12 protein-coding genes are annotated in these 13,178 nt (G+C 70.3%); 10 read left to right on the top strand and 2 right to left on the bottom strand.

Features of this window, described 5'->3' with window-relative positions; all coding sequences use genetic code 11:
• Positions 1 to 151: 151 nt before the first annotated feature.
• The 7 genes from ACLQ3J_RS16680 (at position 152) to ACLQ3J_RS16650 (ending at position 7,632) form a co-directional block, all read left to right on the top strand.
• Positions 152 to 1,426 (top strand): 5-(carboxyamino)imidazole ribonucleotide synthase, encoded by a 1,275-nt coding sequence (locus ACLQ3J_RS16680; RefSeq protein ID WP_169619820.1) that lies wholly within the window; start codon positions 152 to 154, stop codon positions 1,424 to 1,426.
• The gene (gene purE / locus ACLQ3J_RS16675) at positions 1,389 to 1,931 is read left to right on the top strand and encodes a 5-(carboxyamino)imidazole ribonucleotide mutase (RefSeq protein ID WP_072699464.1); all 543 of its coding nucleotides are present in this window, start codon (positions 1,389 to 1,391) and stop codon (positions 1,929 to 1,931) included. Before ACLQ3J_RS16680 ends, purE begins: the two co-directional genes overlap by 38 nt.
• Before the next feature lie 12 nt (positions 1,932 to 1,943).
• Complete coding sequence (locus ACLQ3J_RS16670) at positions 1,944 to 3,128, top strand: sensor histidine kinase (RefSeq protein ID WP_169619819.1); 1,185 nt, start codon at positions 1,944 to 1,946, stop codon at positions 3,126 to 3,128.
• A 1-nt stretch (position 3,129) separates the two neighbouring features.
• On the top strand, positions 3,130 to 3,843 hold the full coding sequence (locus tag ACLQ3J_RS16665) for a response regulator (protein ID WP_378527693.1): 714 nt from the start codon (positions 3,130 to 3,132) through the stop codon (positions 3,841 to 3,843).
• 113 nt (positions 3,844 to 3,956) lie between these two features.
• Positions 3,957 to 4,736 (top strand): ABC transporter ATP-binding protein, encoded by a 780-nt coding sequence (locus ACLQ3J_RS16660; RefSeq protein ID WP_425903933.1) that lies wholly within the window; start codon positions 3,957 to 3,959, stop codon positions 4,734 to 4,736.
• Positions 4,733 to 7,165 carry an FtsX-like permease family protein gene (locus tag ACLQ3J_RS16655; protein WP_425903932.1) on the top strand — a complete coding sequence of 811 codons (2,433 nt, stop codon included), beginning with the start codon at positions 4,733 to 4,735 and terminating at the stop codon, positions 7,163 to 7,165. The genes ACLQ3J_RS16660 and ACLQ3J_RS16655 overlap by 4 nt, the downstream gene beginning before the upstream one ends.
• A 62-nt stretch (positions 7,166 to 7,227) precedes the next feature.
• Positions 7,228 to 7,632, top strand: coding sequence for a hypothetical protein (locus ACLQ3J_RS16650; protein ID WP_169619815.1), 405 nt, complete (start codon positions 7,228 to 7,230; stop codon positions 7,630 to 7,632).
• On the opposite strand, the gene ACLQ3J_RS16645 is transcribed toward ACLQ3J_RS16650, so the two are convergent.
• On the bottom strand, positions 7,610 to 8,320 hold the full coding sequence (locus ACLQ3J_RS16645) for a TIGR03089 family protein (RefSeq protein ID WP_169619814.1): 711 nt from the start codon (positions 8,318 to 8,320) through the stop codon (positions 7,610 to 7,612). The genes ACLQ3J_RS16650 and ACLQ3J_RS16645 overlap by 23 nt on opposite strands.
• Positions 8,321 to 8,390: 70 nt before the next feature.
• A complete protein-coding gene (locus ACLQ3J_RS16640) occupies positions 8,391 to 9,866 on the bottom strand; it encodes an LCP family protein (RefSeq protein WP_169651820.1) in 1,476 nt (491 codons plus the stop codon).
• Between the two features lie 386 nt (positions 9,867 to 10,252).
• Between ACLQ3J_RS16640 and rfbD the strand changes: the two genes are divergently transcribed.
• From rfbD to ACLQ3J_RS16625, 3 genes are read left to right on the top strand one after another with little or no spacing between them, the layout of a single operon-like run.
• Positions 10,253 to 11,110: a dTDP-4-dehydrorhamnose reductase gene (gene rfbD / locus ACLQ3J_RS16635; protein WP_169619813.1), complete on the top strand. Its 858-nt coding sequence runs from the start codon at positions 10,253 to 10,255 to the stop codon at positions 11,108 to 11,110.
• 59 nt (positions 11,111 to 11,169) lie between these two features.
• The gene (locus ACLQ3J_RS16630; RefSeq protein ID WP_169619812.1) at positions 11,170 to 12,090 is read left to right on the top strand and encodes a glycosyltransferase family 2 protein; all 921 of its coding nucleotides are present in this window, start codon (positions 11,170 to 11,172) and stop codon (positions 12,088 to 12,090) included.
• Positions 12,087 to 13,172 (top strand): sugar phosphate nucleotidyltransferase, encoded by a 1,086-nt coding sequence (locus ACLQ3J_RS16625; RefSeq protein ID WP_169619811.1) that lies wholly within the window; start codon positions 12,087 to 12,089, stop codon positions 13,170 to 13,172. The genes ACLQ3J_RS16630 and ACLQ3J_RS16625 overlap by 4 nt, the downstream gene beginning before the upstream one ends.
• Positions 13,173 to 13,178: the final 6 nt, after the last annotated feature.

The raw sequence follows: 13,178 nt of genomic DNA, 5'->3' as shown, positions 1-13,178 counted from the left end.
CCTTGCGAGAAACTATCAGCCACGCCACAGGTTCGTATCGTGCGCGACGGCCGGGCGGCGCACACCCTTCCACGAGCGCCGCACGATGCCCGCGACGTGCGGTGACACCGCTGCGAGGCACCCGCGACGGCCTGTGACAACATGGTTACCCGTGACCGGCAGATCCGATTCGTCTCCTCGATCCGACACCCCACGTGCACTCACCGGCGGTATGCCGGTCGTCACCATGATCGGTGGGGGCCAGCTCGCCCGGATGACCCACCAGGCCGCAATCGCGCTCGGCCAGACGCTGCGCGTCCTCTCCGGCAGCGCGGACGAGCCCGCGGCGCAGGTCAGCCCGGATGTCGTGCTGGGGAGCCACAACGATCTCGACGCGCTCCGCCGCGCCGCCACCGGCGCACACGCACTGACCTTCGATCACGAGGGCGTGCCCACCGAGCACCTCGAGGTGCTGCAGCGCGAAGGCGTGAACGTCCTGCCGCCGCCCCAGGCACTGATCTTCGCGCAGGACAAGATCGCGATGCGGAACCGGCTCGGCGCCCTCGGCGCACCCATGCCGAAGTTCGCCGAGATCACCTCCGTCGACGATGCGATCGCCGCACTCGACACCCTGGGCCGGCCCTACGTGCTCAAGGCGGCACGTGGCGGATACGACGGGCGCGGCGTGTGGATCCTCGACGACCGCGCCGAACTCGAGCGTGTCGTCGCCGAGCAACTCGCCGCCGGTGTGCCGCTCCTCGCGGAAGAGAAGATCGAGTGGACGCGCGAGCTGTCCGCGATGGTCGCCCGTTCCCCGTTCGGGCAGGGCGCATCGTGGCCCGTGGTGGAAACCGTCCAGCGCGACGGGCAGTGCGCCGTCGTCATCGCGCCCGCACCGGACCTCCCCGCCGACGTCGCGGCCGCAGCCGAACAGCTCGCCCTGCGCATCGCCGGTGAACTGGGCGTGGTGGGAGTCATGGCGGTCGAGCTCTTCGAGACCCGGTCCGGCGAGTTGATCGTCAACGAACTCGCGATGCGTCCGCACAACTCCGGCCACTGGGGTATGGACGGCGCACGCACCGGCCAATTCGAACAGCACCTGCGCGCGGTGCTCGACTACCCGCTCGGCGACACGACTCCGCTCGCCCCGGTGACGGTGATGGCGAACGTTCTCGGCGCTGCCGAAGCTCCCGAGATGAGCATGGACGAGCGCCTGCACCACCTGTTCGCCCGGATGCCCGACGCGCGGGTGCACCTGTACGGGAAGGGTGAGCGCAAGGACCGGAAGATCGGGCACGTCAATGTGCTCGGCGATCCGAGCGGGTCGATCGACGACCCCGCGTACGTCGCCGCGGTGCGGGAGCGCGCCGAACGCGCGGCGCACTGGCTCTCGCACGCGGTCTGGACCGATGGTTGGAACGAACACACGGGAGACAACGGTGAGTGACGTGTCGCAGGGTGCGCAGGTCGGCCTGATCATGGGCAGCGACTCCGACTGGCCGACGATGGAGGCCGCCGCCGAGGCGCTCGCCGAGTTCGGAATCCGCTTCGAGGTGGGCGTCATCTCCGCGCACCGCACACCGCAACGGATGCTCGACTATGCCGCGAACGCGGCGGGCCGGGGAATCAAGGTGATCATCGCCGGAGCCGGTGGCGCCGCGCACCTGCCGGGCATGGTCGCGTCGGCGACGCCGCTGCCGGTGATCGGTGTGCCGGTCCCGCTCAAGTATCTCGACGGCATGGACTCGCTGCTGTCCATCGTCCAGATGCCCGCCGGAGTGCCCGTGGCAACCGTGTCCATCGGTGGCGCGCGCAACGCGGGCCTGCTGGCGGCGCGGATCCTCGGCGCTTCCGATCCGGCGCTGCGCGAGCAGATGGAGCGGTTCCAAGCGGGTCTCGAGAAGATGGTGCTCGAGAAGGACGACGCGCTGCGGCGCACGCTCCTCGGCTGACAGACCGCCGCCGTGCAGACGACGTCGCTGGTGGAACGATGGAACCGGTGGTCCCGGGCGCACGTCGGAACGGTCGACGCCGTCCTCGCGGGACCGATCGTGTTGTTCGCGGTGGCCGCTGCGCTTGCCGTCGACGAGAGCTCACCGGCGGTCGTCGTCGTGGCTCTCGCTCTGTCCGTCCCGCTCGTCTGGCGGCGCATGTATCCGGTGGCCGCGGGCGGAATCGTCGCTGTCGCCTCGTACGCGCATCTCGCGTTCCTGCCGGAACTCGGGCCCGGGACCGCGATCGCGGTTCCCGTCGCGGTGTACTCGCTTGCGGCCTACGCCCCGCGCTGGGCCGCGAACGTCGCTCTCGTCGCCGCGGTGGCGGGAGGCGCGGGTGCCGGGGCGCGGTATCTGTCCCCGCCGGGCAGCCGACCGTTCGACGTCGCGGTCATGGCGGTGCTGGTCGCCGTGTTCCTCGGCGGGATCTGGGCGTTCGGGCGAGTTCGGGGCCTGCGGTTGCGGGAGGTGACGTCGCTGACCGAACGGAACCGGCTGCTCGAACTCGAACGGCTCAAGGAAGCGGAACTCGCCGCCACCCAGGAACGCACCCGGATCGCGCGGGAGATGCACGATATCGTCGCGCATTCGCTCACCGCGATCATCGCGCAGGCGGACGGCGGACGGTATGCCGCCGCGCAGCACCCGGAGACAGCCACGGAGGTGCTCGCCACCATTTCCGAGACGGGCCGCGGCGCACTGACGGATATGCGGTCGCTGCTGTCGGTGTTGCGCGAGGACTCGCCACGGGAGTTCACCACGACACCCGGCCTCGGCGATCTCGGCGCCCTGATCGACCGGATGGGCGACAGCGGTCTCGACGTGACGTTCACCGAGACCGGAACGCCCCGCGAGGTCTCCGACGGGCTCGGCCTGTCCGTGTACCGCATCGTGCAGGAGTCGCTGACGAACGTTCTCAAGCACGCCGGACCGAGCGCACACGCCGAGGTGACCCTGGACTGGCGCCCGGACCGCCTCGTCGTGGAGACCGTCGACGACGGGCGGGGTGCGGCCGCGCTGGTGGAGGCGCGGCCGGGAGGCCAGGGGCTCACCGGCATCGACGAGCGGGCACGGTTGCACGGCGGCACCGCCGTGTCGGGGCCGCGCGCGCGAGACGGCGGTGGGTACCGTGTTCGCGTCACGGTCCCTGCCTAGGCTGACGGACGTGTCCGATCCCGAAGTTCCGATCCGCGTCGCGCTCGTCGACGACCAGCAACTCGTCCGCGCGGGTTTCCGCATGGTCCTCGAATCGCAGCCCGACATCGACGTGGTGGCGGAGGCGTCCGACGGAGCAGCGGCCGTGGCCGAACTCGCGCGTGTGCACGCCGATGTCGTCCTGATGGACGTGCAGATGCCGCGGGTCGACGGGATATCCGCGACCCGGATGCTGCTGGCGGAACCGGACGCGCCCAAGGTCGTGGTGCTGACGACCTTCGACAACGACGAGTATGTCGTGCAGGCCATCGCCGCCGGAGCCAGCGGATTCCTCCTCAAGGATGCGCCGCCCGAGGATCTGCTCGACGCGGTACGGACGGTGTACCGGGGAGACGCGATCATGGCGCCGCGCGCGACGCGGCGACTGCTCCGGCACATTTCACCGATGCTCGGAGCGTCCGCGCATCCGCCTGCCGCGCAGGTGGACGTGCCCGCCGAGTTGACGCCGCGTGAACTCGAAGTCCTGGTCGCGATGGCGCACGGGCTGACCAACGGCGAGATCGCGCAGCGGTTCGTGTTGTCGGAGGCGACCGTGAAAACCCATGTGGGGCGGGTGCTGGCGAAGACCGGTTCCCGCGACCGGGTGCAGGCGGTGTTGTTCGCGTTCCGGTCCGGTCTGGTGCGCCCCGACGAACTGCTCGGCGCGGGCGAGTAGGCCCACGGTCGGACCGGGACACGGCGATGTGTCCTACCGTGGGATGACACGGCCCCACGAGGATCGCTCCGCGCTCCGATGTGCTGCGGCCGCCGGATTTCTACGGTCGAACCATGACAAAACCTGGTTCTTTCCTGCCGGCGTGTTCGGCGCACGACGTCGTGCGTGTCTACGGTCGCGGCGACGCCGAAGTGCGCGCCCTCGACGGGGTGACCGTCGCCTTCGAACGCGGCCGGTTCACCGCGATCATGGGGCCGTCCGGCTCCGGAAAATCCACGCTCATGCACGCACTCGCCGGCTTGGACGGAATCGACGCGGGCCGCGTGGTTCTGCACGGAGACGCGCGGCGGAGCGACATCGACATCAGCTCCGCGTCCGACGCGGTCCTGACCGGATTACGACGCGAGCGCATCGGGTTCGTGTTCCAGGCGTTCAATCTGCTGCCGGTGCTCACCGCCCGCGACAACGTGCTGCTGCCGATGCGTTTGGCCGGAACGCGTCCGGCCCCCGAGTGGTTCGACGAAGTGATCGGCCGGCTCGGTCTCACCGAGCGCCTGGACCACTTCCCGCACGAGATGTCGGGTGGGCAACAGCAGCGGGTCGCGGTCGCGCGCGCACTGCTGGCGCGACCGGACGTCATCTTCGCCGACGAACCCACCGGCAACCTCGACTCGCACTCCGGCGCCGAGGTGCTCTCGCTGCTGCGGTCCAGCGTGCGCGAAACCGGTCAGACCGTCGTCATGGTCACGCACGACCCGGTCGCCGCATCGTATTCCGACCGGGTCGTCCTGCTGTCGGATGGCCGGCTCGCCGGCGAAATCCGTGAGCCCACAGCAGATTCCGTGCTCGAAACGATGCGCGATCTGAGCGCGGGCCCGGTGTCGGTCGGATGAGACATCTCGTTCTCGCTCAGGCACGGGCACACCGCGGCCGATACGTCGCGTCGGCACTCGCAGTGGTCGTCGCGGTCGCCTTCGTCGTCGCGACGCTCGTTCTCGGCAGCACCGTCGACTCCGCGATCACCACGTCGACAGCGGCGCAGTACGACGGTGCCGCCGCCGTCATCACCGAGTCCGACTCCGACCTCGACCCCGACGGGGTCCTCACCGCGATCTCGGCTGTGCCGGGCGTGGAAGCCTCTGCCCTCGATGTGACGGGCCCGATAAAGGTCGCCGGAACCGATGGGTACAGCACCGCATCGACGGTGTCGGGCGACGTGTCGTTGCGGTGGCAGCGACTCGCCGACGGGCGCTGGCCGTCCGGCCCCGGCGAGGTGACGGTGGGCTCGTCGTCGCGCCACGCGATCGGTGATTCCCTGGCGATCACCGATATCGACGGGAAACCTGCGGCCGGCGACGTCACGGTGGTCGGTACGGTCGACCTTGCGGGGTCACCCCTCGCGCTGGATTCGCGCCTCGTGTTCGGCGACGTCGCGCAGGTCCGGGCCTGGGCGGGGGAGTACACCGAGTGGGAGATCAGGGTCGCGGGCCGGGGCGGGTCCGCGCTCACCGACGCACTCGCCGCCGCAGTTCCCGGCGCGCAGGTCACCACAGGTGCCGACCGGGCGACCGCGGTAGCGGGAAGCTATGTCGGCGACATCGGGGTACTCCGCAACGTGCTGCTGTGTTTCGCTGCCATCGCGGTCGTGGTCGCCGGATTGGTCATCTCCAACACCTTCGCGGTCCTGCTCGCGGCCCGGACGCGCGAGTTCGCGCTCATGCGCTGTGTGGGCGTCACATCCGCGCAGGTGCGACGCAGCGTACGTGCCGAATCCGTGATCGTCGGCTTCGTTTCGGCGGTCTTCGGCGTGCTCGCCGGATGTGGTCTCGCTGCCGCGGTCGTCGCGGTCGCCCGCGCCGCGGACGTGCCGATCCCGCTCACCTCGATCGCGGTGACCCCCGGCGCGATCGGCCTCGGCCTGCTCTTGGGCACCGTGGTCACCGTGATCGCCGCGAACGGCCCGGCCAGGGCTGCGACACGCGTGTCCGCACTGGCTGCGATGCATCCGCTCGAGACCCAGCCGGAACCGGTGCGGGACACGTGGGTGCGCAGGGTGTGCGCACTGCTGGCGATTGCCGGCGGTGCGGCACTGCTCGGGATCGGAGCGGCGGTGGGCAACGTCCTGATGGCGTGCCCCGGTGGGCTGATGCTGTTCGTCGGCGTCATCTTGGCCTCCCGCCGGATCGTGCCGGCCCTGGTGGGGGCGGTAGGGCAAGCGCTGGCCCGGTTCGGTGGCCCCGTGGCCGCGCTCGCCGCCGGTAATGCCCGCCGCAATCCCCGTCGTACCGCGTCGACCGCGACCGCGCTGTTCATCGGCGTGACCCTGACCTCCACGATCGTGGTGGGCATCGGCACGCTCAAGGCCGGCGCACCCGCCTTGATCGACGAGAACTTTCCCGTCGACGTCGCGGTGATGTCGGTTCCGGACGCATCCGACGGTGCCGTGGACCGGTTCACCGCACTCGACGGTCTCCGCGCGGGAACCGCGGTCGCGAATACGACCGTCGGGGTCGGGGAGACCGAATTCTTCGTCACCGGGGTGGATCCGGACTCTGCCGCACAGACACTGCGGGACGACGTTCGGTTGCCGCAGCCGGGAACGATCGCCCTCGAACCGGCGCTGGCCGAGACGCTGGGAGTCCGTGAGGGCGAGGCGATCACCGTGCGTGGCGACACCGGGTCGCGCGAACTCACGGTCGTGACGGCGGGCCCCGGTGCGCCCGACCTGATCGCGCTCGCCGACCTGCAGGCCATCGATTCCGAGACTGCCGACACCGTCTGGTTGCGGCTGGACGACGGTCTGACCGACGACCGGCTCGTCGCGGTCTCGGACGACATCGCGCGGGTGGCGGCCGACATCTCACCCGGCAGCGAGGTGGTGGGCGCGGTGGCGAACCGCCAGATGCTCGAGAAGGTGCTCGACACGATGTTGCTGGTCGTGGGGGGTCTGCTGTCGATCGCGATTCTCATCGCACTGATCGGCGTCGGAAACACGATGGCTCTGTCCGTGATCGAACGGTGTCGCGAGACCGGGATGCTGCGCGCGCTGGGCCTGTCCCGGTCCGGGGTGCGCAGTCTGCTGGTCCGGGAAGGCGTGATCATCGCCGGCGTCGCGTCGGTGCTCGGGGTCGCTCTGGGCCTGCTGCTCGGCACGGCCGGGACCGCGTCCGTGATCGGCGCGGGCTACGTCACGCCGGGCGCCGTCCCGTGGGCGCAGCTCGTCGCAATCGTCGTGGCCGGGAGCATCGCAGGTGTGGTGGCCTCACTGATCCCCGCGCACCGCGCCGGCCGGATCAGCCCCGTGGCGGCGCTGACCGGCTGACGGTCTCTGCGCGGCGCCGCCGTCGTCCGTGACGGCGGCACCGAATCGCTAGGCTCGGAACCGTGCCCCCCGAACGCAGGGTTCCGAGCCGAGCGGTCCGCGCATCGCGCGGTGTGCCGTCCGCGCGTGTCGCCACCGTGGCTGCATTGCTCTGGGCCAGGTTGTGGGGCGCCGCAGTGACCTTCGACGACGAGTGCGGCATCTACGTGTGCGCCGGTATGCGGGGCGGCTTCGCGCGCGGAGGGACGACAGTCGGCGGCGCGTTTCTCACCCGCGCGCAGCCGACCCGGCGGTTGCTGCGTCACGAGGCCGTCCACGCCGATCAGTGGGCACGATACGGTCTCGGGTTCGCCGTGCGGTATTGGTGGGAAGAGATCCGAAATCCAGGTTCTCGCAACCGGTTCGAGATCGAAGCAGGGCTGGAGGACGGCGGCTACCGGAAGATCACCCGTCCAGGCGCACGGTGACCTTCTCGCTCACGACGCGCCGTTCCTCGGCGGCCGGGTCGGGACGGGAGACCTGCACGAGCGACGCGCCTGCCGTCAGCACGGCGAGCAGGCCGCCGATCAGCGCGTCGGGCGTCTCCCAGGTCCGTGACGAGAGCACCCGGTCCGCGGCGGTGATCCCCGCGCTCTGTGCGGCGTCGCGCGCGGCGGCGAGTACGTCGCCGGCGGAGCGCCCGTCGAGCACCGAGCCACCGTCGCCCGCCGAGCGGAACTGGTCGCCGTGCACCCGGACGTTCGTCGCGTAGTCGGTGACACCGGGCGGCAGATCGGCGACGGGCGCACCGAAGGCGTCCAGCGAGAGCGCGGCCACCTCCGGAACCTGTTCGACGTCGGCGAGACGATCGGGCGTCACGAGAGCCACTTCCACGTCGTCGGAAGGCTCGAGGACGACTTCGGCGCCCGCCCACCACGTGCCGAGAAGCACAGCGGCAGTCTGCCAGTGCGCCGGAAGCAGGACCGCCACCTGCGCGCCGGGCAGCACACCGAACTCGTCACGCAGAAGGTTCGCCGTCTTCGCCGCCCAGTTGGCCAGCGTGACCGCCGACAGTTCGATCCGGGCTCCGGTCGCGTCGTCGTACCAGGTGATCCGCGGACCCGCCGGATCGGTGGTGAGGATCGGTTCGAGCAGGGTGTCGGTCAGTGTGGTCACATCTACCTCGTTGGTCGGGCGGTGGTTGGTTCGCGTGTCGATCGCGGGCGGTGCGGGGCCGGCGGTGCGGTCAGTTGACGCAGCGCGGGCCCTCCGACCCTGCGTCGATCGGAGGCGCGGCCGGGGCAGGTGTGGCGGTGCCGTCCGCGGGGGTCAGGCCGGACGAACTCGAGGTGGTGGTCGACTCCGAACCGGCGAAGGTCGAGGTGCCGGGACCGCTGTAGTCACCGGCGAGCACCACTCGCACCGTTCCCTCGGGCAGCGTCGGATCCGTCGCCGTGTCGAGCCCTCCGAGCGCAGCGGCCACCGCGCGCGTCTCGTCGGACTCCTCGTCGGCGCCGTACACGGTCGACGACGAGACCGCCGAGCCGGTGTAGTTGCCCACCTCGCCCTCGACGTACCCCTCGGACGAGAGCTCGGCCGAGACCACCGACGCGAGGCCGGCCACGTCGCCGGCGTTCGTGACGTCGACGGTCACTGTCGACGGCTCGATGTCCGGTGCCGGTGTGGCGGACGTGGTCCTGTCGTCGTCGGGCGCCCGATCGTCGGAGGTGCGTCCGACCAGACCCGCCACGAAGTCTCGTACCTCGTCGGGGTCGACCTGCACCACGGATTCGCCGTAGTCGGTCATCGCGTTGATGTCCTCCACGGGGATCGTCGAGAACGTCACGTCGCCTCCGGCGAGGCCTTGCAATTGGGTCGCCAGATCCATGATGTCCCAATCGGAGTCGAGCACGACCGACCGCTGCACAGCTGCCGTGAGCTGATTCACCTTCGACGGGTTGCTCAGGGTCTTGGCGCTGAGCACCTTCTGCGCGAGCGACGCCATGAACACCTGCTGGCGAACGATCCGATCGAGATCCCCGCGGGGCAGACCGTGTCGTTGCCGCACGAAGCTGAGCGCGTCGGGGCCTTCGAGCGTCTGTTGTCCGGCATCGAACCGTGCGCCGGAGAGAGGCTCGTCGACGGGAGCGTTGAGGCACACCTCCACACCGCCCACCGCGTCGGTCAACAGCACGAAGCCCAGCAAGCCGACTTCGGCGTAATGGTCGACGGTGACGCCGGTCAGGTCGCCCACGGACTCGATGAGCGCTTCCCGGCCCGCCTTCGTCGACTCGGTCTCTGCCTCGGCGGCGTCGGAGCCGGACTCCACCAGTTCCAGCCGTGTCGTTTCCTTCGTTGCGCCGTAGGCGGCGTTGATCTTCGACATGCCGATGCCGGGAACATCGACGTAGGTGTCGCGCGGGATGGACAGCGCGGTCGCGGAACGCCCGTCGTTCGGCACCCGGATCATGATGATGGTGTCGGTGTTGTTGGCGACCTCTTCGCCGGCGCGCAACGCGTCGAGTTCGCGCTGCGACAGCGGGTTGCCGTGCGCATCGGTGCGGCTGTCGGTGCCGACCAGCAGAATGTCGACCGCACCGTCCTCCCCGCCGCCGAGGCCGAGACCGCCGATCGATGCGAGCGACGACCGCAGCGAGTCGATGCGCTGCCAGGCGATGCCGGTGACCACGAGTGCGAGAGCCGCGGCGACCGCCGCGATCATCTGCAAGGGCCGTCCGGTGAAGACGCGGGGTGCCGCGGCGACCGCGGGGCGACCGGGATCGTCGCTCCGGCGGGGCCGGCGCGGTCGTCTGCCCGTGGCGGCGGCCGACCCGGGACCGTCGGCGATCGGTGTTCCTGCCGCGCGAGAGCGGCGGCCGCCCGTCGGGCGTCGCCCGCCGGTACGGCGGCGGGGCGGCTCTGGCGGCACCTGGTCCTCCTGTCGGGTGGATCGCTTCTGTCGTGTCGAGCACTGCTGTTGTATCGCGCACTGCTGTCGTGTCGAGCACTGCTGGGCAGGCTGATGTCGGGTGTCCGGACTTCCCCTGAAGGCTACTGGGGCGGGTGCTCCAGGGGCACGCACCACTCCGGCGTGCCAGACTTCACAGCGTGTCCACCCTCCTCGTCACCGGTTCCCACGGACAGCTGGGCCGTGCGCTCCTCGCCCGGGCTGCCGCATCCGGGATACCCGTTCGAGGCGTCGGTTCCACAGAGATGGACATCACCGATCCGGTAGCCACCGCCGCGACGATCGAGCCGGGTGCGGTGGTGATCAATTGCGCCGCGTACACCGCGGTCGACGCAGCGGAAAGCGACGAGGCCCGCGCGGCAGCCGTCAACGGAACGGGGCCCGGGGTGCTCGCCGCGACCTGTGCGGACAAAGGTGCCCACCTGATCCACGTTTCCACCGATTACGTGTTCGCGGGCGACGCGACCGAGCCGTACCGCACGGACGCCGCGACCGGCCCGCGCACCGCGTACGGACGGACGAAACTGGCCGGCGAGCGCGCGGTGCTGGGCACGTTGCCGTCGGCGCATGTCGTGCGCACCGCATGGGTGTACACGGGAGACGGCACGGATTTCGTGGCCACCATGCGGCGGCTCGAGCGTGAGCGGGACACCGTGCGGGTCGTCGACGACCAGCGTGGATCGCCGACCTATTCGCACGACCTCGCCGACGGACTGCTCGAGCTCGCCGCTCGGACGGATCTGCCCGGCGGCGTGCTGCATGCCACCAACGGCGGCGACGCCACCTGGTTCGACCTCGCGCAGGCCGTGTTCGCGGAGGTCGGCGCAGATCCGGTACGGGTGCAGCCGTGCGGGAGCGACGAGTTCGTGCGGCCCGCCCCGCGCCCGGCGTATTCGGTGCTCGACGGCGGGGGGTGGGCACGTGCCGGTCTCACGCCCTTGCGACCGTGGCGAGACGCGCTGCACGCGGCCATCGGATCGGTGGACACGCGCAGATGACCTGCGAGTGCGCAGCCTGTGTTTCACCGCACACCGAGAGGGTCGCTATGGTTGCCCGCGTGGATTCGACGCTGGCCGTGGTGACGGTGACGTACTCGCCCGGCGAGCACCTCGAGAACTTTCTGACTTCGCTCGCCGGAGCGACCGAGCGCCCGACGCGGGTGATCATGGCCGACAACGGGTCGACCGACGGTACGCCGGAGGCAGCTGCGGTCGCGCATCCGAACGTGGAGCTCCTGCGCACCGGCGGCAACATCGGTTACGGCGGCGCGGTCAACCGTGCCGTTGCCGAGATCGAGTCGTCGGTCGAGTTCGTGGTGGTCGCCAACCCGGACGTGCGATGGGAACCGGGGTCGCTCGACGCGCTGATCGAGGCGGCCGGCCGGTGGCCGCGAGCCGGCTCGCTCGGCCCGCTGATCCACGAGCCCGACGGAAGCATCTACCCGTCCGCTCGTTCGGTCCCGACCCTCGCATCCGGTGCCGGGCACGCGCTCCTCGGAACGGTGTGGCCCGCGAATCCGTGGACCCAGCGGTACCGCCAGGAGAACGAGGAGATCAGCGAACGGTCCGTCGGCTGGCTGTCCGGATCGTGCCTGCTGCTGCGCCGATCCGCATTCGACGCCATCGGCGGATTCGACTCGCGCTACTTCATGTACATGGAAGATGTCGACCTGGGCGACCGGCTGGGCCGCGCCGGGTGGCTCAACGTGTTCGTTCCGTCCGCGCACGTGACCCACGCCAAGGGCCACGCCGCCGGGCGACATCCCGAACTCATGCTTCCCGCACACCACGAGAGCGCGTACCGGTTCCAGGCCGACCGTCATCCGCACAGGTGGCAGGCGCCGCTGAGATGGGCACTGCGGGGCGGACTGCTCGTGCGATCGAAGCTTGCGGTCGCGGCCGCGGTGCGTGAGCGCGCCAGGGCAAGCGCCGAGCCGGACGTTCAATCCGGCAACGACACGAAACAGGGGAGACCATGACCAGTGCTGCAGCATCGCATACCGATGCGGTGATCCTGGTGGGCGGCAAGGGCACGCGGCTGCGACCGCTGACGTTGTCGGCACCGAAGCCCATGCTGCCGACCGCCGGGGTGCCGTTCCTGGTCCACCTTCTTGCACGGATCCGCGAGGCGGGGATCAAGCACGTGGTGCTCGGCACGTCGTTCAAGGCAGAGGTCTTCGAGGAGCACTTCGCCGACGGCTCGGACTTCGGCCTCGAGATCGAGTACGTGACCGAAACCGAGCCTCTCGGTACCGGCGGCGGTATCCGCAACGTGCTGCCCAAGCTGCGCGGCGACCACGTGATGGTGTTCAACGGCGACGTGCTCGGAGGCACCGATCTCGGCGCTGTGCTCGACACCCACGTGCGCAACGAAGCGGACGTGACGATGCATCTGGTGCGCGTCGGCGATCCGCGTGCCTTCGGGTGCGTGCCGACAGACGCCGACGGACGGGTGACGGCGTTCCTCGAGAAGACACAGGATCCGCCGACCGACCAGATCAACGCGGGCTGCTACGTCTTTCGCCGGGAGATCATCGAACAGATCCCGGAGGGCCGGCCGGTGTCGGTCGAGCGGGAGGTCTTCCCGACCTTGCTCACCGAGGGCAAACGCGTCTACGGCCACGTCGATGCCGCCTACTGGCGCGACATGGGGACGCCGGAGGACTTCGTGCGCGGTTCCGCCGACCTGGTCCGCGGAATTGCGCCGTCGCCCGCGCTGGACGGGCCCCGCGGCGAGTCGCTGGTGCACCCGAGTGCCTCGGTCGGTCCGGGCGCGCTGCTGATCGGCGGCACGGTCGTGGGGCGCGGAGCGGAGATCGGTGCCGGCGCGCGCCTCGACGGTGCGGTGATCTTCGACGGCGCCCGGATCGAGGCCGGGGCGGTGATCGAGCGGACCATCATCGGATTCGGTGTGCGCGTGGGTCCACGGGCGTTGATCCGGGACGGCGTGATCGGCGACGGCGCCGACATCGGAGCCCGGTGTGAATTGTTGCGCGGTGCGCGGGTGTGGCCGGGGGTGCAACTCCCGGACGGGGGCATCCGGTTCAGCACGGATGTGTGAGAGGTT

This window comes from Rhodococcus sp. DT1 (assembly GCF_049844875.1).
GTDB lineage: Bacteria > Actinomycetota > Actinomycetes > Mycobacteriales > Mycobacteriaceae > Rhodococcus.
The sequence above is the reverse complement of the archived record's forward strand: the minus strand, read 5'-3'. Positions and strand labels throughout refer to the sequence as shown.

Bases quoted from the DNA above. Each gene is read 5' to 3' on its own strand.
- ACLQ3J_RS16655 (WP_425903932.1), top strand. From the start codon at position 4,733: ATGAGACATCTCGTTCTCGCTCAGGCACGGGCACACCGCGGCCGATAC.
- ACLQ3J_RS16640 (WP_169651820.1), bottom strand. From the start codon at position 9,866: ATGATCGCGGCGGTCGCCGCGGCTCTCGCACTCGTGGTCACCGGCATC.
- purE (WP_072699464.1), top strand. From the start codon at position 1,389: ATGGTTGGAACGAACACACGGGAGACAACGGTGAGTGACGTGTCGCAG.
- ACLQ3J_RS16660 (WP_425903933.1), top strand. From the start codon at position 3,957: ATGACAAAACCTGGTTCTTTCCTGCCGGCGTGTTCGGCGCACGACGTC.
- ACLQ3J_RS16625 (WP_169619811.1), top strand. From the start codon at position 12,087: ATGACCAGTGCTGCAGCATCGCATACCGATGCGGTGATCCTGGTGGGC.